Source organism: Acidocella sp., from assembly GCF_050253495.1.
Classification (GTDB): domain Bacteria; phylum Pseudomonadota; class Alphaproteobacteria; order Acetobacterales; family Acetobacteraceae; genus Acidocella.
The window spans coordinates 23,938-39,772 of the sequence record NZ_JBFWIX010000004.1 but is presented as its reverse complement, the minus strand read 5'-3'; the positions used below and the strand labels follow the sequence as shown (position 1 = coordinate 39,772).

The following is a 15,835-nucleotide window of genomic DNA, read 5'->3' as shown; positions in this document are numbered from 1 at the left end:
GGACCGCCTTTTTGATTTTTCAATAGTCCTCGTCCGCGACATAGGACCCGATGCGCTGCACCAGATCGGGCTTCGATTTGGCCAGCAACACGCCATAGACCCCCGCCAGAACGAACAGGCCCAGGGCCAGTTTCGGGTAGAGGCTGAATGGGTAAGGCTGCCCCGGCTCCACCAGCCCCCAAAGCGGCATCAACATGAAGGCCGTGCCCAGCAGCGGGATGATCAGATGGGTGAGGATGTTGAAATCCTCCCGGTGATAACGCAGCATATAGACCGGCAGCGCCAGATTGGTGAGCAGATAGGTCACGATCACCGGGATCGTGCCGAGCGTGCCGGTGTCGCCGAACAGGGTCACCGGGTCGATATCATAGACCGTGCCAAACCCCAGAACGATGGCCAGCGCCACGACGATATAGGTCCACATCGCGGCATGAGGGGTGCGGTGCTGCGGATGGATCTTGCCGAAAAATTGCGGCAGCAGCCCCTCGCGCGCCGAAGAGAAGAGAATGCGCGCCTGGGCGTTGGTAAGGCCGATCAACGAGGAGAAGATGGAGGTCACACCCGCCAGATAAGCGACGATCAGCAACCCGGCGGCGGACGCCTTGAAAGCATCCACAAAGGGCAGGTCCGAGCCGGTGATGGCCTTGAGATTGTTATGGAAGGCGGTTTCCGTCGCGAAGGACAGGAACATGTACAGAATGCCTATGGAGAGCGTGCCGATAATCAGCGCGCGCGGCACGTTGCGGCGGGGATTGGTGGTTTCCTCGGCCAGCATGGCGGAATTTTCCCAGCCGATGAACAGATAGATGGCCAGCGGAAAGCCGAGCCCGATGCCTTTCCAGCCACCGGTCACGGAAGAGAGGCTGAAGGGAGCTGTGGAAATAAAATGCCGGTTCACCACCAGCATGATCACCGCGCCAATGAGCAGCAATACCAGCTCGAAATAAAAAAAGATCGCCGCCCAGGTGGTGGACAGCGAAATGCCGCGTGAAACCAGCAGCCCGACAATGGCGGTGGCGATCACGCTAAGCGCCTGCCAGGGGACATCGATGCCCAGGAATGTATGCAGGGTCTGCGCCGCCCAGCCACCGGAGATCACCACCACCGAGGAAGCGGCAATGCAATAACCCACCACCACGAAGATGGAGGCCGCGGCCCCAGCCCACGGGCCGAAGGACATCCCGATGAAGGTGACGAAAGAACCCGCGCTCGGACGATATTTGGAGAATTGAGCCAACGTGTTGGTCAAAAACAGAATCACCACCATGGCGGTGAGAATGGTCAGCGGCGCCCCGACACCGGCACCGGACGCAATGAGACCGAAACCGAAGAAGAAGCTCATCGCCGGGGCAATATTGGCCAGGGTGGAGGCGATAATCTGCGAAAGCCCCAGACTATCACGCTGGAGGCGTTCCCCGCCGCGCGAGATTGTGCTCATTATTTTATGATCCCTGATAGGTTTCTGTGTTCTTCCGCCAGTGACTGGCCAAGTTTCATTGTGACAAAACCAGAAATGCGTCAACCAAATTACGCAGAACGATTTAAATAATAGACACCCTATCAAAACATGCACCCGCGGGGCACGGGCTGGCCGAGGGCTCAGATACCGCCGGGCAGCCAGCGCCGCACCTCGATCTCACCCTCCTGAGGTGTGGGCGGGCGGGGCCGCGCCCCGCCTTGCGCGCGCCAGCGCTGCAGGCGCCATACATACGCGAGAACCTCGGCGCAGGCCCGGTACAGCGCCGCTGGCACATGCTCCTCTGGCTCCACATGGCGGTAGATGGCGCGGGCCAGGGGAGGAGACTCCACCACTGGAATGCCGTGCCCCCGGCCACGGGAGATGATCTCTTCCGCCAGCATCCCAACCCCCTTGGCCAGCAGCACGGGCGCCCTGTCCGCTCCACGCCGGTAACGTATGGCACACGCGTAATGGGTAGGGTTGGTGACGATGACAGATGCTTCGGGGATGCGCTGCATCTGCCGGGCGCGGGCCAGCTTGCGCGCCAGGGCGCGCTGGCGTGATTTGACATGCGGATTGCCCGCCGCCTCCTTCATCTCTTCCCGCATTTCAGCGTCCGACATGCGGTGCTTACGCCGGTGCAACCAGATTTGCAGCATGAAATCGCCCCCCGCCAACACGGCCAGAACCAGGCAGATGACGATGAGCACTTGCAGCGCGAAGCCCAGCACCGCCCCTGGCCAGGGCGAGGGCAGCGCCGCCAGCGCGGCGAACCCCTCCCGCCGCGCCAATATGGTCAGCCCTCCCGCCCCGCCAATGGTCAGAAATTTCAGAATGGATTTCCCATGCTCGGCAAAACCGCTGCCGGAAAAGATCTGACCAAGCCCGGATTGCGGCATGAGCTTGGAAAAATCCGGCTGCAATGACCGCAACGCGAAAACCCACCCGCCGGAGACAACACTGCCCAGGATGGCGACACAAGCGATGAAGGCAAGCAAGGGAAACAAGGCCCAGAAAACCGCGCCGGCCCAGTTCGAGGCGGCGGCGACCGGCGCCGTGCCCGCCTGATCCAGACAGGCGGCGAACAAGCCAAGCAACCGGCTACCCACCCCCGCCGCCATGCCCAGGGCCAGCAAGGTAAAGATGGCGATGGCGGCCGCCTTGGGCAGTTCCTGCGAGCGGCGTATATCCCCGCGTTCAGCCGCCTGGCGCAGCCTCCGCTCTGTCGGGGCGTGTTTCTTTTCACCCGCATTTTCCTCAGCCATGGGGCAGCATATCGCCCAGCGCCAGCATGCAGGCCAAGACCAGGTGATGCGCCGCCGCGCCAAAGGCTGGAATCGAGGCGGCCAAGGCCCAAAGCCCCGCCAGGATCAACAATGGAAAACCGATGGACAGGAGGTTCATGCTGGGCGCGAACACCGTGGTGAGGCCAACCGTGAGATTCACGCAGAGCGTGACCGCGAGCACGGGCAAAGCGAGCCCGACAGCGGCGCTGAACAACGTAGCACCCAGCCCAGCCAGGCTGGCCCAAGAGGCGATGGGCGCCACCCCCGCCCCATGCGCGAAGGAATGCGCCAGCGCCGCGAACAGCCAGGCCGGCCCGCCCGCCGCCATGAAACCGAGCAACCCGGCCCAGAACATCAAATCCGACAGGACCGGGCTCGCCCCAGCCGCGTCGCGAAATTGCAGTTCGGCGAAGGCAAGCCCCATGGCCTGACCCATGATCTCTCCGGCGCTGGAAAACGCCGCCAGAACGATCTGCATCGCCATGCCGAGCAACGCGCCATAGGAGATCTGCACGAACCCCGTGAGGATAGCCCTGAACGGGTCGGCCGGGTAAGGCGGCAAACCCGGCAACCACATGGCCAGCGACAAGGCCAGGGCCGCCGCGAGCAGCGCCTTCACCATGCCCGGAATCAGCGCGGAACCGTAAAAGGGCGCGGTCAGAAACAAGCCGGTGATACGCAGGAAAGGCCACAGAAAACGGCCGAACCAGAGCATCACGGTATGCTCGTCTAATACCATGTCTGATGCACCAGCATCGGCGCCCGCATGATAAAATCCCTGGCCAAGGCTTCGAACATGCTCAGCGCGCCAAAACCACCGCCCAACGCCAGCAGGATCATCGCCATGGTTTTAGGCAGCAGGGCGAAGGTTGCATCCTCGATCTGCAGAACCGCCTGCAGGATGGAGGTCACCAGCCCCACCGCGAGCAGCACGGCCACGCAGGGCCAAATGGCGGCCAACGCCACACCGAAAGCATGCTGGAACAATTCCAGGTAGAGCGGCATTATCTGAAACTATTCGCCAGCGTACCCAGCACCAGCACCCAGCCATGGATGGATACGAACATCAGCAATTTCAGCGGTAGGGAAATGAGCGTGGGCGAGACCATGATCATACCGAGCGACATGAGAATGGATGCTACCGCGAGATCGATCAACACAAACGGGATATAGATGAGAAATCCGATCTGAAAGGCGGTTTCCAGCTCCGACGTGGCGAAGGCGGGCACCAGCACCGGAAAGGGGATATGCTTCGGGTCGGCATAGCTCTTGCCGGAGAGATCGACGAAAAGATGCAGAGCGTCCTTGCGGGTTTGCGACAGCATGAAGTCGCGCTCCGGCGGTTCGGCCGCCGCGATGGCTTGAGAGAAACTCAACTGGCCGGATAGATAAGGCTGAATGGCCTGACTCTGCTCCTGCTGGATGACACCGCGCATGACGAACACCGAAAGCGCCAGCGCCAGCGCCGCCAGCACCATGTTGGGCGGCGTGGTCTGCAACCCCATCGCCTGCCGCATGATGGACAGCACGATGATGATGCGGGTGAAGGAGGTCATCAACAGGATCAGCCCGGGCAGAAAGGCGAGCGCCGTGATGACCAGCAGGCTCTGCACATTCAGCGAATAGGCTTCCCCGCCATTATCCGCGAGCGTCTTGACAATGGTAAGCCCCGCGGAATCGGCTCCCCAGGCCATGGCCGGAGCCAGCACGGGCAGGGCGAACAACGCCAGGCGCAAGAGCCTATTCATGCGCGTCGAGCCGGTCGATCAACGACACGCCGCCACGGCTGACGCCCAGCAGGAAGCGGCGCCCGCCAGCTTCCGCGACGACGAGGCTGTGTTGCCCGCCAAGCGGACGCGAGGAAAGAATGGAGACCGGCATATTGCCGCCCGCTTGGCTGCCCGGCATCCTTGCCCGCCAACGCCGCGCCACAAAGGCGAGACCGGCCAGCAAACCGAGAATCATGAGTAGTGAGGCGATGGTGGAAGCAGCGGCGGAAATTGTTTCCGTGTCCAAAACGCTTAATCCTGTTCGACGATATTGGTGATGTAAGCGGCGGTGAAGGGACCACCCTCGTGATACTCGGCGTTTTTCTCAAGCACATGGTTGGCGATGCCCAGGCAGTTTTTCGCCAGGGCGGCATGGGCGGCCGGATCCATCAATTGCTTCGCCGTCTGGGTCATCAAGAGATTGATGGTCTCGGCTCTGACAATCGGCTGCAAGGCGGCGAAGGTTTCCACGGCTTTTTCATCCGTGCTTGCAAATTGCACGGAAAATTGCACATAGGACTGATTGGCGCCTTCCGTGGAGTCCACCGGCACGGTGACGACGAGATTATCGAGCTGGGCGAAATAAATCGGCTTGGGCGGCGGCGGTTTGGGCGGCCCCTCATGATGGGTCAGCTTGAAATAGGCAAAGGTGCCACCAGCGCCTCCCCCAAGAATGACGACCGCCCCGACCGCCGCGAGAATAATCTTCTTCATTCAAAACCTCAAATCGAGTTCAACAGGGATTCGAACATGGTGTGCGCCGCGCTGATCGCCTGGGCGGCCGCCTGATAGGCCTGCTCGTAATTGGTGAGAATGACAGCCTGCTGATCGCTATCCACCCCCGCTACATCCGACAAGTTGCTGGTGGCGGTGGTGACCTGCGCGGCCGTGGAAGTGGCCAATTGCTGCGCCGCCGAGGCGTTGGCGCCAAGCCCCGTGGTCAGACCGACAAAGCCTTGTTCGAGCGTTCCGGCGCTGGTGGTGCCCGGCGTGGTCCATAAGGTGGCCATGCGTTGCGCGTTGCTGCCGCTGGAACTGCCGCCCGGTGTGAGGGTCAGCGTGTCTCCCGCCGTGGGTGAGCCGGAAATCGGTAATTGCCAATATTGGCCGGACGCCAAACCGGAAGGATAGGCAATGGCGATGTCACCACCATTGCCGCTCAGCGTGCCACTGGCGATGGCCGTGCCGGGATCTGCCGTCGTGCTCACCGTATAGTCCGAGGCAGAGGTGAAATTGATTTGCAGATCCTGCCCATAATAGCTGGCCGGAATAATGGCGGCGCCGCTGGCGGGCGAATCCGTGACGCTATCCGTTCCCGTATTGATCGTGCCGGCATTGCCGTTCAACACCGACCCGTCGCTTTGCAACGTGCCGGCCGTGGCGACATAAGGGTCGGCGGCGGCGATGTCGCTGGTGGAAATGGTCGTGACGCTGATGCCCGAAGCCCCCTTCGGAGCCGGATTGACCGTGAAGCTGTCTCCGTTATTGACCGTGCCGGAAATGGAAAGTGCCAGCCCCGCGAAACTGGGCGGTGTGCCCGTCACGCTGTAGCTCTGGCCACTGGCCTGATCCACCGCGCTCCAGCCATTGGTGCTGCTATAGCTGAGGGTGAAGGGCCCGCCATCGGTCGGCAAGGCGGATGGTGTGACAAGGCTGGCGGTTATGACGGCGCTGCCGCTATTGGCGGCATTGGCGGAAACACTCGGCGCGGGCACGGAAAACAGCGCCTTGCCGCTATTGCCGGTCGTGTCCAGCCCCTCGGCCTGAGCGGTGTTGACCTGGCCCGAGAGAATCGCCGCCAGCGCGCCCAGCGATTGCAAGGCCTGATTGCCCGCCGCGACGGTGGCCAGCGCCCCGCCAAGCGACCCGTCCGCCTCCGTGAGGGTAACGGGGGTGGCGTTGCTGCCGGCGGTGACGCGTTGCGTGCCATCGGCGGCCGTGGCCACGGCCAGAGCCTGCGCGCCGCTCTGATCCAGCAGCACGGTGCCCCCCGTGGTGACGATGACGCCGCCGCTGCTCTGGGTGATGACATTGACCGGCAGATATTGCGAAAGCGAATTCAGCGCCGATTGCTGCTGGTCAAGCAGGCTCGGCTGGTTGGGCGACTGCATCAGTCCTTTATTGATGGTGTTGAGCTGGCCCAGAATATTATTGACCGAGGTGAGGCCGGTGCTGAGACTTTCCTGCGCGCCAGCGATGGTGTTGGTAATGCTGGACGAAGCACTTTGAAACGAGCCGGTGACGGTCTGTGCGTCGGACAGCACGGTCTGACGCTGGGCCGTACTGGTCGGGTTGGAGGCCAGAGTGCTGACATCCTGGAAAAACTGATTGATGGTGCTCTGCACATCGCCATTATTGGTGAGGGCATTGGAAATGGCGGTGAGCGAGGTGGATTGCGCGGAGGCCGCCGCACTGGCCGTGTTGGCATTGCGCAGCTGGCTTGCGGCGAAGCCCGAGGCGGCACGGGTGACCTGCGCGGGCTGCACGCCAGCGCCCGGCTGACCTGGCGAGCCCGCCTGGGTTTGGGAGTTCACGCTTTCCACCGCATACCCATCCGTGCTGGTATTGGCGAGGTTGTTGGAAACAGTGGAGATTCCGGCCTCGAACAATTCAAGCCCGGAGAGGGCGGTACTGATCGCGTTGGTAATTCCGCTCATGGCGTTGCTCCGTCGCTTGAGGAAGACATCGTGCCGCCAACGGCCTGAAGCACCTTGGCCATGATGGGCGAGCGCGCGATTTGTTCGATTTTCACGGCATAATTTTCATCCGTCGCGTAACCACCCGCCTGCAGGGCCTGGGCGAACCCCGCGACCGTGCCCTGGCCCGTGGCATCCTGATAGGCCGACTGGATCAACCCGACATAATCAGACACACTTCCCGACAGGCTGGTATAATCACGAAAGCTGGCCTGTTGCGGCGTCAGCACGCCATCCACCATTTCATGCGTGGCGCGCACGGAGCCCGCCTCGCCATCTCCCGCCTTGATACCGAACAGATTATGGCCTGGGGTGGAAGCGCCCCACCCTGTTTCCAGGGCGGTTTGCGCCAGCACCGCCACCGGCGGCACACCCAGAGCCTGGGCGGCGGCCGTGATCTGCGGCCAGATGGCCTTGGTGAAATTAGTGGCCTGAGCCAACAGGCCGGATGCCGAGGCGCTGTCCCGCGCGAGCGCGCCCGGAGCCTCCGGTGCCGTGGCGGCATCCAGCGTGCTAGCATCAACGCCTTTGGCGGCCAGCGCCGCCATGGTGGCGACAGGCTTGACCGATGGCGCGGCGGCGGCCTGCCCGCCGACCTGATGCAAGGCCGCCTCGATCAAGCCGGAATCGTATTTGCCGAAATCGTTCTGCGACAAATTCCATAGAAACATGCTCTGGAAATTGCCGCCACCCACGCCCAGCGCGCTGTCATCCATCCCCGTGCCACTCAGGCCGGACAACATCTCATACCACAAGACACCGGTGAGATGCTGCATCTCCTGCCGGACACCGGAACGCGCGGCCGCGCCTTGCGCGGTTGTTTGGGAAACGGGCATGCTGGCGGTCATCAGATCACCTTGATCGTGCCATTGATGGCACCGGCCTGCTTCAGCGCCTCGATGATGGCGATGAGATCCTGCGGCGTGGCACCCACCGCGTTGAGCGCCGCCGCGACATCCTGCAAGGTGGCGGCACGCGGCAAATCAATGACCTGCGCCTTGCCCTGCTTGGCGCTGACCAGCGTGTTCTGTACGCCCACCGTCGTACCGTTTGAAAATGGTCCTGGCTGGCTCACGGCATTTTGTGTCTGGATGTTCACGGTCAAATCCCCGTGGCTGACCACGGCGGGGCCAAGCGTCACGCCCGCGTTCATCACGATGGTGCCACTCTGCGCATCCACGATGATGGTGGGCGCTTGCCCCTTCGGGGTAATCGCCAAGGCGAGAATATTGGACATGAAGCGCATCGGGTCGCGCCCTTGCGCATTGACATCGACCTCGCCAGGCGACACGGCATTGGCGACACCGCCACCATAAGCCTCGTTGATGACATCGCAGATTTGCTGCGCGGTCTCGTAGCTTGGTTGATTGAGCAGCAAGGCCGAGCTGCCATTGACAGTATAGCTAGCCGGTATGGTGTTGGCGAGAATCGCGCCTCCCGGCAGCGAACCCACCGTCGGCACGTTCACCGTGGAGGATGTCCCGCCCGCGCTGGCGGCAAAGCCACTGACCAGCAACGGCCCCTGCGCCTGCGCATAAACAATTCCATTACCGCCACGCAATGGTGTTGGCAGCAGGACACCGCCCGTCAGCGCCGTGGCGTTGCCAACGGCGGAAACCGTGACATCCACATGCTGCCCCGCATGAGCAAAGGCGGGAACCTCCGCCGTGACCATGACGGATGCGACATCGTTGGGCTGCATCGTGGAGACGTTGGGCAAAGAGATCCCCATGTTTCGCAGCATGTTCAGAATGGATTGCTGCGTGTAAGGCACCTGGGTCGTCTGGTCCCCCGTGCCGGGCAACCCAACAACAAGCCCGTAACCGTAAAGCTGGTTGGTCGGCGCGCCGGCGACGGAGACCAGTTGCCCGATAGTGGTGCGATCCGCCCGCGCGGTGCCGGATATGCCCAGCGTGAAAAACGCGCAAACAGTCATGAAGCCACGCCGGCGCATCAGAAAGGCGCCACCTTGTTGAGCACGCGTTGCAGCCAGGGCAATTGGTGCGCGCCATTGATCGGCCCGACACCGACATATTGGACATTCATGTCTGCCACCTGATTGGAACTGATGGTTGTGTTGGCGGCGATGTCGTCCGGACTCGCGTAGCCAGTGACGACGATGGACGTGACATTGCCGTTGACATTCACATTGGTGCGCCCTTCCAGCGCCAGGATGCCATTGGCATCGACATTGGTGACGACCGCCTCGACCTGGCCGGTGATATTATTGGCCGCCGTGGCCGAGCCGGTGCCGGTATATTCCTGATCCGAGCTGGCGCCGATTTCCGGTGCCAGGCTGCCGCCATTGATATGGCCGAAGCTCATCGGCACACCCATGAAACTGGTCATGGCGTCGTTGATCGTCCCGGTGCGCTTGAGCGCGGCATCGTCTGTGTTGCTGGCGGTGCTACTGGTGACGATGTCGATGGTGACAAGATCGCCGATCCGCCAATCCCGCCGCGGCGCATACAGGGAACCCGAGGTGGAAGATGGAAAAATGGACCCGTCCTGCGCGGTGGCTGGCGCCTCGACCGCCACCGGAAAAGCGGCTGGCTTCACGAGGGTTGGCGGTGGGGCCGCCACCGTCTGGCACCCGGCCACCAGCAAGCCGGCCGGCAACATGAAGGGTGCCGCCCGCCTCATGCGCCGGCGGCGGCCTGGGCCAGGTAATTAAGCTGGTTGTCGATCGCGCTCGCGACCTGCGTGCCGAGCTGATAGGCCCTCTCCGCCGAGATCATATTGACCATCGATTGCACGACATCGACATTCGAGGCTTCGAGATAGGATTGATTCACCGAACCAAGCCCATTGCTCTGCGGCGCACCATTGACGGCGGTGCCGGAAGAGGTGGTGGACGCATAAAGATTACCGCCCAAGGGCTGAAGCCCTTGGGGATTGACGAAACTCGCAAGCTGGATCTGTCCCACTTGCGAAGCCGTGGAAGAGCCCGGCAAGGTGACGGAGACCGTGCCATCCGTGCCGATGGTAACAGAGGTGGCGTTGCTGGGAATGGTGATGTTGGGCAAGACCTGATAGCCTGAGGAGGTGACGAGTTGCCCCGTGGAGTTGAGCTGAAACGCACCGTCGCGCGTATAGGCGGTTTGCCCGTTGGGCATCAGAACCTGAAAATAACCCGAACCGTTGATGGCGAGATCGAGCGGATTGCCGGTGCTGGTCAACGTGCCTTGGGTGAGCGTGTCCTTGATGGAAGCCACTTTGACGCCCGTGCCAAGCTCCAGCCCGGAAGGATAGACCGTCTGCCCCGTGGAGTTGGCTCCGGGTTGAATGCCGTCCTGATATAACAGGGTTTGAAATTCTGGTGTTTCCGATTTGAAACCGGTCGTGTTCACGTTCGAAAGATTATCCGCGATCGTATCCATCATCGTCTGGCTCGCCGCCAGACCCGTGGCGATGGTGTCCAAGGCGTGGTTCATCTTGCCGCTCCTCTGTTCAACATGAGGCCATCATCCTTGCGCGAGCAGATTGTTGAGATCCTGCGAGGCACTGCTTTGAGATTTCATGAGGTCCGTCTGCATCTGATAGGACCGGCTGCTATCCAGCATCTGCATCATCGCGGTGGTCTGATCGACATTGCTGTCATTCAGATAACCCTGATGCAAGGAGGCATCCCGCGCCGGGGTGAAACTTGTTCCGTCGGGCGCCTGATATAATGACCCACCCAGCGATGAGAGCGTCCCGGAAGGTGTTTCCACCAGCGCGATCTGGCCGAACTTTCTGGCGTTGCCGCTCGTGTCGGACGATGGAACGCCGGAAAGGGTGCCATCCGTTCCGATTTGCAGCTTGGCGAGCGACGGCAAGCTAATCGGCGTGCCATTGGTGCCCAGCACGGGGTCGCCGGCGGAATCGGTCAGAATGCCGGCAGCGGAAATGCTGAGCGAGCCGTCGCGCGTCAACGCCGTGCCATTGGCGGTTTGTACTTGCAGCCAGGCATCGCCACCGATCCCGACATTCATAGGATCGCCCGTCTGCCGCAACGGGCCAGGCTTGGTATCCGGCCCCAGCGTCACCACGGTCGCATCGCCGCCAGTGGGGGCGTTGGTGCCCTGGTAAAGCTGCGCCTCGGTAACAGCCTGGACAGCTTCGTATCCAGGAGTTTGCGAATTGGCGAGATTGCTGGCCACCGCTTGCATTCGCGCGGTGATGGCCTGTAATCCCGCCATGCCTGTATAGAGGGAGTCCGCGTACATCGGTTAGATCTGCACCAAACGCTGGCTATCTTGCTGCTCGGTCTGGATGACCGATGTATTGGCCTGATAGGCTTGCTGATATTGAATTAACGACACCAGCAGCGAGGAGGTGGACGCGTTGGACGATTCCAGCTCTCCACCGGACAAGCTGCCCGCGAGACCGCTGCCTGGTGTGTTCACCAGCGCCTCTCCAGAACTGCTGCTGGCCGAGTAAAGATTTCCGGTAATCGATGTCAAACCTTGAGGGTTGATGAAATTCGCCAGCGCGATTTTACCCGCGCTGACGGTTTGGCCATTGGAATAGGTGGCGTCGATGGATCCATCCGCGCTGATCGAACTTCCCGTATAGCTGCCCGGCGCGAACCCGTCATTGGTAATGCCCGCCACGGCGAAATCCTGCGCGGACAAGGTTGTGCCGGAAAAATTGAACGCCACGCTGGAAGCCGCCGCGCCATTGCCCCAATTCACGTTCAGAGTGGCCGGGCTGCCGGAAGTCAGCGCGCCAGAGGAGGAAAAATCCAAGGTCGTCAAATTCTGCGGCGAACCGACAGCGCTACCGTCCGCCAATTGCGGCTGGGCATAAACCGTCCAGCTCGGTGTGGCACCGGAAGTCGCGGGCTGGTTCTGGACCAGATAAAGCTGCACGCGATTGGCGTTGCCCAGGGAATCATACGTCACCACCGAGGTGCTTTCACTGTAAGTGGAAGAATCCGTCGGGTCGAAAGTCGTGGTCGATGGAATGGTCGTGTCGCCGGAATTGAGATCCAGCGTCGCGCCGATCTGCGTGGTGGCATTGGCGGCCACGGCGCCTGTATTGATGGTTATGGGCCCCAGAGTGGAACCCAGCACACCATTGGTGCTGGTATAACCAAGCAGAGACTGGCCATTGAGGGTTTCCATTTGCCCGGTGGAGCTGAGCTGAAAGGCACCGTCGCGCGTATATTGCTGCGACCCGTTATTGGAAACGATGAAATAACCATTGCCTTGAATCGCCGCATCCAGCGAATTGCCGGTGGAGGTCAGATTGCCCTGGGTCATGTCCGTGGAAATTCCTTCCAGGGCCGTGCCAATACCTGGCGTATCGGTGGCATTCGCCGGAAATACATCCTGAAACAAGGCCGTCTGGCTTTTGAAGGCCGTGGTATTGGCGTTGGCCAGATCGTTGGAAACCGTGTTGAGGCCGGTTTGCGCGCCCAGCAAGCCGGAAAGGGCCGTTTGCAATGTCATGAGGATGCTCCAAGAACGGTTTGGACGGAAGAAACAGGTAGCGCGGTTGCCGACCCAGCGACATTGAGGGTCGGAGATCCGCTCGACAGATTCACGCCCTGCACATTGTAAACCGTGTAGGGCGTGGCGGAGACAGCATTGCCCGTTTCATCCGCGGCGGAGATCTCGTAACTGTAATCCGTTCCGGGGGTGCCGCCGCTCCAGCTAAAACTCTGCTGGCCCGCGCCCAGGGCGCCAAGTTTGAGCGTGGTGGCGATGCTGCCATTGGGGTTGAGAATGGTGACATTGGTGCTGGAAGTGGCATCGGGCAGGCTGAACGCCCCTTCGGCCTTGCCGCTTGAATCCGCGATGAGGCTGTTTCCGCTCACGGCGACCTGACGTCCAACCAGGGACGATGCCTGTGCAATCTGCGAGGCACCGTTCGAGGTGGCGATGGAGCTAAGCTGCGTATTGAGCTGGTTGATGCCATCCACCGTGGAGATTGAGGCGAACTCCTCTGTCATCTGAGTTGGATCGGCGGGAGATGTCGGCGACTGATATTTCAATTGTGCGGTCAAAAGCTGAAGAAAATCATCCTGGGTCAGGCTGGCCGCGCTGCTGGACGAGGCGGTGCTGGCCGTGGTGGACGCCGCGACGGAAGTGGCATTGGCGCTGCTGGCCGTGCTGGTTGCGAGGCTTGTCATCATGTCACCTGAAAGCTGCTAATCATTTGCTGATCAATCCGACTCGCCTGCTGCAACATGGCCACCGAAGCCGAATAGGAGTTGGAGCTGTCGATCATGTTCACCATCTCATCCACCGGCGAGACATTGGACGAGGTGACATAACCGGCTTGGTCCGCATAAGGGCTGCCAGGGTCATATTTTCGGGTAGGCGGCGCATTGCTCTGCACGGTGGCGACAACCTGCACACCGAGCTGAGAATCGCCGGACAGATCGTCCGTCCCGCCATTACCCCCTTCGCCATCGGCCACGGGCTGGGCCTGAAAAACCAGCTCATGGGCGCGATAAGGCTGTTCTCCAGGCGCCGCCACGGACGAGGCATTGGCGAGGTTGGATGAAATCGCGCCCAATCGTAGATCCTGCGCGTTGAGGGCACTGCCGATGATTGAAAAAATACCGCTCATTTCGTGAAACCTCCTGTCAGCTCCCGCTCGGATTGGGGCGTAGCGCGGTGATGAGATCCGTCGTCGATTGCCGCAGAAACACCGCGGCGGCCTGCATCTGCTGCCCGTTCTGCGCGGCTTCCACGCGCTCGCCATCCAGGGACACATCGTTTCCGTTCAAGCCGACAACATCATCCTGACGATATTGCGGCCCGGCATCCCCCCCCGTATCCACACCCATCTCATTGGCCAGCGCGCTGTTGAAGGATACGTCCACGGCCTTGTAATTCGGCGTGTCGGCATTGGCGATATTATTGGCGATGAGATCCGCGCGGTCCTGCCGGACGTTCAATACACCGCCATAAAAATCCAAAAACCCAACCTGCATGTCCGCTGCCTTTTCCGCTTCGGGCGAGGCCCGTCTTCGCGCCGGTCAAAAGCGCCTAAGCAAGATCTACAGAGACAAACTTAAGAACTGGTAAAAAACGCATGGCATCCCTTGGCCATGCCACATGCCCGGTTTTCTATATTCGAAAATAAATCAGGTTTCTTTCCCGGACAGGACCAATTCACAAAAAACCCGCATCCTGAGGATGCGGGCATCAACCAGAAAACAACCTGACAATCATCCGCGCAGGCGCCGCAACACATCCTCGTGCAACTTGCGTTGATCGTCACTGACATAAAGCGCGGCGAGATCCGACGAAGCGAAATGCGTGCCTTCCGGCATACGCGCCTCGGACAGCCGCTCCAACGCGACGATCACGCAATTGGCGATCTGCCGCGCGAAATCCTGGCGCTGAGCCTGCACGAAGGCGAGATTATCGAGCTGACGGCGGATTTCGGCGATTTCGGCAACGGCCTCCGTCCGTTCCCGTTCCAAAATCGGGTTGACATGCCCGGTATGAAGATCGGCATGCCCTAAAAGCCCCGACAGCCAGGATAATAAAGCCGATGTCCGCCAAAGCAGGTCGAACGCCTCGCTCGCGTCCATCCTGTCCCGTAGATGGGCCACCTGCTCGGCCAGAATGGCGCAAACCAGCTTCTCATTCGCTTCCGTCTCGTCCGTGGCGCCGCTCATCGGATATACCTGTTATTTCAGTGGGCAAAGCTGTTTGACGACGGAGAGGAGCTGATTGGGTTCCGCCGGCTTCGTCAGCCAGCCGGAAGCCCCGGCGGCCCGCGCCTCGTCGCGCTTACGCCCGCCCGACTCCGTTGTGAGAACAATGATCGGCGTATAACGCGCCGAGGCGATCTTGCGGGCTTCCTTGATGAAACCGATTCCATCCAGCTCGGGCATGTTCAAGTCGGTCAGAATGACAGAAGGCTTCACGCCGTCCGCCAGCTTGGTGATACCCTCCCGACCGTTCATGCCTGTCTCGACGTCGTAACCGGCGCCTTTGAGAATATGAGACAAACTCATCACCATTGTGGCGGAATCGTCGAGGACGAGGATGGTCGGCATGGGAACGGCGCTCCATTCAACTAAATTTACTCAACCCAATTTACGCAAGACCTCCAAAGCTTGCACCGGAAGTATTGAAACCGGGTTAAGAACGGAGCAGCGGCGCATCTCTCCGTGGCAATTTGTGTTTTTAAGAATTGCTTAGGATTGCACGTTTAATCGTGCGGCATGGGCCAAGTTTTCCTCTTCCGTGCAAAAAAATTTCCGGATCCGTTCCGGTCTCGGAGCACGGCGGAATTCAAGGCCGGTACATGCCGCGCGGATCATCCGCCCGCATTCACACCAAAAGGAACCGTGAATGATTTCAAGCATAGCGGCCATTGGCGCCCTGCCCACCATCGGTGGCGCCAGCGAGACCAAAAACGTCGCCCAGCCAGGCGATTTCCTGAGTCTGGTGAACGATGCGCTGCAGGGCGTGAGCGCCCAGCAGGCCAGCGCCACCAGCGCTGAGGCGGGCTACGCCGCTGGCGTCCCGGGGGCCACGCTCGGCAAGGCCCTGGTCGCCAGCGACCGGGCGGAAGTCTCCTGGAACGCGACCGTGGCCGTCCGGAACGAGGTGGTCTCCGCCTATCAGGCGGTCATGAACATGCAGTTCTGATCCATGCGCAACTGGCGGGACA

The 15,835-nt window shown here is 61.0% G+C and carries 20 protein-coding genes; 1 reads left to right on the top strand and 19 read right to left on the bottom strand.

All coding sequences use genetic code 11. The features are described 5' to 3' along the window. Window positions 1-19 precede the first annotated feature (19 nt). The 19 genes from AB7D48_RS04745 to AB7D48_RS04655 form a co-directional block, all read right to left on the bottom strand. The gene (locus AB7D48_RS04745; protein ID WP_427976179.1) at window positions 20-1,438 is read right to left on the bottom strand and encodes an APC family permease; all 1,419 of its coding nucleotides are present in this window, start codon (window positions 1,436-1,438) and stop codon (window positions 20-22) included. A gap of 161 nt (window positions 1,439-1,599) precedes the next feature. Next, window positions 1,600-2,724, bottom strand: a complete 1,125-nt coding sequence (locus AB7D48_RS04740; RefSeq protein ID WP_427976178.1) for an EscU/YscU/HrcU family type III secretion system export apparatus switch protein — start codon at window positions 2,722-2,724, stop codon at window positions 1,600-1,602. Further along, window positions 2,717-3,484 (bottom strand): flagellar biosynthetic protein FliR, encoded by a 768-nt coding sequence (locus tag AB7D48_RS04735; protein ID WP_427976177.1) that lies wholly within the window; start codon window positions 3,482-3,484, stop codon window positions 2,717-2,719. The genes AB7D48_RS04740 and AB7D48_RS04735 overlap by 8 nt, the downstream gene beginning before the upstream one ends. After that, window positions 3,475-3,750, bottom strand: a complete 276-nt coding sequence (locus AB7D48_RS04730) for a flagellar biosynthetic protein FliQ (protein WP_427976176.1) — start codon at window positions 3,748-3,750, stop codon at window positions 3,475-3,477. The genes AB7D48_RS04735 and AB7D48_RS04730 overlap by 10 nt, the downstream gene beginning before the upstream one ends. After that, entirely contained in the window at window positions 3,750-4,493 is a 744-nt protein-coding gene (gene fliP / locus AB7D48_RS04725) for a flagellar type III secretion system pore protein FliP (RefSeq protein ID WP_427976175.1), read from the bottom strand. Before fliP ends, AB7D48_RS04730 begins: the two co-directional genes overlap by 1 nt. Then, complete coding sequence (locus tag AB7D48_RS04720) at window positions 4,486-4,761, bottom strand: FliO/MopB family protein (RefSeq protein ID WP_427976174.1); 276 nt, start codon at window positions 4,759-4,761, stop codon at window positions 4,486-4,488. The genes fliP and AB7D48_RS04720 overlap by 8 nt, the downstream gene beginning before the upstream one ends. A gap of 5 nt (window positions 4,762-4,766) precedes the next feature. Further along, on the bottom strand, window positions 4,767-5,228 hold the full coding sequence (locus tag AB7D48_RS04715) for a flagellar basal body-associated FliL family protein (RefSeq protein ID WP_427976173.1): 462 nt from the start codon (window positions 5,226-5,228) through the stop codon (window positions 4,767-4,769). 8 nt (window positions 5,229-5,236) lie between these two features. Beyond that, a complete protein-coding gene (locus AB7D48_RS04710; RefSeq protein WP_427976172.1) occupies window positions 5,237-7,171 on the bottom strand; it encodes a FlgK family flagellar hook-associated protein in 1,935 nt (644 codons plus the stop codon). Then, window positions 7,168-8,058, bottom strand: a complete 891-nt coding sequence (locus AB7D48_RS04705; protein WP_427976171.1) for a glycoside hydrolase family 73 protein — start codon at window positions 8,056-8,058, stop codon at window positions 7,168-7,170. The genes AB7D48_RS04710 and AB7D48_RS04705 overlap by 4 nt, the downstream gene beginning before the upstream one ends. Further along, window positions 8,058-9,146: a flagellar basal body P-ring protein FlgI gene (locus AB7D48_RS04700; RefSeq protein WP_427976170.1), complete on the bottom strand. Its 1,089-nt coding sequence runs from the start codon at window positions 9,144-9,146 to the stop codon at window positions 8,058-8,060. Before AB7D48_RS04700 ends, AB7D48_RS04705 begins: the two co-directional genes overlap by 1 nt. A gap of 17 nt (window positions 9,147-9,163) precedes the next feature. Then, a complete protein-coding gene (locus AB7D48_RS04695; protein ID WP_427976169.1) occupies window positions 9,164-9,853 on the bottom strand; it encodes a flagellar basal body L-ring protein FlgH in 690 nt (229 codons plus the stop codon). Then, a complete protein-coding gene (flgG, locus tag AB7D48_RS04690) occupies window positions 9,850-10,644 on the bottom strand; it encodes a flagellar basal-body rod protein FlgG (protein WP_427976168.1) in 795 nt (264 codons plus the stop codon). The genes AB7D48_RS04695 and flgG overlap by 4 nt, the downstream gene beginning before the upstream one ends. 30 nt (window positions 10,645-10,674) lie before the next feature. After that, entirely contained in the window at window positions 10,675-11,418 is a 744-nt protein-coding gene (locus AB7D48_RS04685; RefSeq protein ID WP_427976167.1) for a flagellar hook-basal body complex protein, read from the bottom strand. A 3-nt stretch (window positions 11,419-11,421) separates the two neighbouring features. Beyond that, window positions 11,422-12,645, bottom strand: coding sequence for a flagellar hook protein FlgE (locus AB7D48_RS04680; RefSeq protein WP_427976166.1), 1,224 nt, complete (start codon window positions 12,643-12,645; stop codon window positions 11,422-11,424). Continuing rightward, window positions 12,642-13,328 carry a flagellar hook assembly protein FlgD gene (locus AB7D48_RS04675; protein ID WP_427976165.1) on the bottom strand — a complete coding sequence of 229 codons (687 nt, stop codon included), beginning with the start codon at window positions 13,326-13,328 and terminating at the stop codon, window positions 12,642-12,644. Before AB7D48_RS04675 ends, AB7D48_RS04680 begins: the two co-directional genes overlap by 4 nt. Beyond that, the gene (gene flgC, locus AB7D48_RS04670; RefSeq protein ID WP_427976164.1) at window positions 13,328-13,771 is read right to left on the bottom strand and encodes a flagellar basal body rod protein FlgC; all 444 of its coding nucleotides are present in this window, start codon (window positions 13,769-13,771) and stop codon (window positions 13,328-13,330) included. Before flgC ends, AB7D48_RS04675 begins: the two co-directional genes overlap by 1 nt. 16 nt (window positions 13,772-13,787) lie before the next feature. After that, complete coding sequence (locus AB7D48_RS04665) at window positions 13,788-14,138, bottom strand: flagellar basal body rod protein FlgB (protein ID WP_427976163.1); 351 nt, start codon at window positions 14,136-14,138, stop codon at window positions 13,788-13,790. Window positions 14,139-14,375: 237 nt separating this feature from the next. Continuing rightward, the gene (locus AB7D48_RS04660) at window positions 14,376-14,831 is read right to left on the bottom strand and encodes a hypothetical protein (RefSeq protein ID WP_427976162.1); all 456 of its coding nucleotides are present in this window, start codon (window positions 14,829-14,831) and stop codon (window positions 14,376-14,378) included. Window positions 14,832-14,843: 12 nt separating this feature from the next. Further along, on the bottom strand, window positions 14,844-15,215 hold the full coding sequence (locus AB7D48_RS04655; protein WP_427976161.1) for a response regulator: 372 nt from the start codon (window positions 15,213-15,215) through the stop codon (window positions 14,844-14,846). Between the two features lie 298 nt (window positions 15,216-15,513). Between AB7D48_RS04655 and AB7D48_RS04650 the strand changes: the two genes are divergently transcribed. Then, window positions 15,514-15,813, top strand: a complete 300-nt coding sequence (locus AB7D48_RS04650; protein WP_427976160.1) for a flagellar hook-basal body complex protein FliE — start codon at window positions 15,514-15,516, stop codon at window positions 15,811-15,813. Window positions 15,814-15,835 lie beyond the last annotated feature (22 nt).

Bases quoted from the DNA above. Each gene is read 5' to 3' on its own strand.
- AB7D48_RS04695 (WP_427976169.1), bottom strand. From the start codon at position 9,853: ATGAGGCGGGCGGCACCCTTCATGTTGCCGGCCGGCTTGCTGGTGGCC.
- AB7D48_RS04685 (WP_427976167.1), bottom strand. From the start codon at position 11,418: ATGTACGCGGACTCCCTCTATACAGGCATGGCGGGATTACAGGCCATC.
- AB7D48_RS04710 (WP_427976172.1), bottom strand. From the start codon at position 7,171: ATGAGCGGAATTACCAACGCGATCAGTACCGCCCTCTCCGGGCTTGAA.
- AB7D48_RS04715 (WP_427976173.1), bottom strand. From the start codon at position 5,228: ATGAAGAAGATTATTCTCGCGGCGGTCGGGGCGGTCGTCATTCTTGGG.
- AB7D48_RS04675 (WP_427976165.1), bottom strand. From the start codon at position 13,328: ATGACAAGCCTCGCAACCAGCACGGCCAGCAGCGCCAATGCCACTTCC.
- AB7D48_RS04735 (WP_427976177.1), bottom strand. From the start codon at position 3,484: ATGGTATTAGACGAGCATACCGTGATGCTCTGGTTCGGCCGTTTTCTG.
- fliP (WP_427976175.1), bottom strand. From the start codon at position 4,493: ATGAATAGGCTCTTGCGCCTGGCGTTGTTCGCCCTGCCCGTGCTGGCT.
- AB7D48_RS04660 (WP_427976162.1), bottom strand. From the start codon at position 14,831: ATGAGCGGCGCCACGGACGAGACGGAAGCGAATGAGAAGCTGGTTTGC.
- AB7D48_RS04655 (WP_427976161.1), bottom strand. From the start codon at position 15,215: ATGCCGACCATCCTCGTCCTCGACGATTCCGCCACAATGGTGATGAGT.
- flgC (WP_427976164.1), bottom strand. From the start codon at position 13,771: ATGAGCGGTATTTTTTCAATCATCGGCAGTGCCCTCAACGCGCAGGAT.
- AB7D48_RS04680 (WP_427976166.1), bottom strand. From the start codon at position 12,645: ATGACATTGCAAACGGCCCTTTCCGGCTTGCTGGGCGCGCAAACCGGC.
- AB7D48_RS04740 (WP_427976178.1), bottom strand. From the start codon at position 2,724: ATGGCTGAGGAAAATGCGGGTGAAAAGAAACACGCCCCGACAGAGCGG.
- AB7D48_RS04650 (WP_427976160.1), top strand. From the start codon at position 15,514: ATGATTTCAAGCATAGCGGCCATTGGCGCCCTGCCCACCATCGGTGGC.
- AB7D48_RS04700 (WP_427976170.1), bottom strand. From the start codon at position 9,146: ATGACTGTTTGCGCGTTTTTCACGCTGGGCATATCCGGCACCGCGCGG.
- AB7D48_RS04745 (WP_427976179.1), bottom strand. From the start codon at position 1,438: ATGAGCACAATCTCGCGCGGCGGGGAACGCCTCCAGCGTGATAGTCTG.
- flgG (WP_427976168.1), bottom strand. From the start codon at position 10,644: ATGAACCACGCCTTGGACACCATCGCCACGGGTCTGGCGGCGAGCCAG.
- AB7D48_RS04705 (WP_427976171.1), bottom strand. From the start codon at position 8,058: ATGACCGCCAGCATGCCCGTTTCCCAAACAACCGCGCAAGGCGCGGCC.
- AB7D48_RS04730 (WP_427976176.1), bottom strand. From the start codon at position 3,750: ATGCCGCTCTACCTGGAATTGTTCCAGCATGCTTTCGGTGTGGCGTTG.
- AB7D48_RS04665 (WP_427976163.1), bottom strand. From the start codon at position 14,138: ATGCAGGTTGGGTTTTTGGATTTTTATGGCGGTGTATTGAACGTCCGG.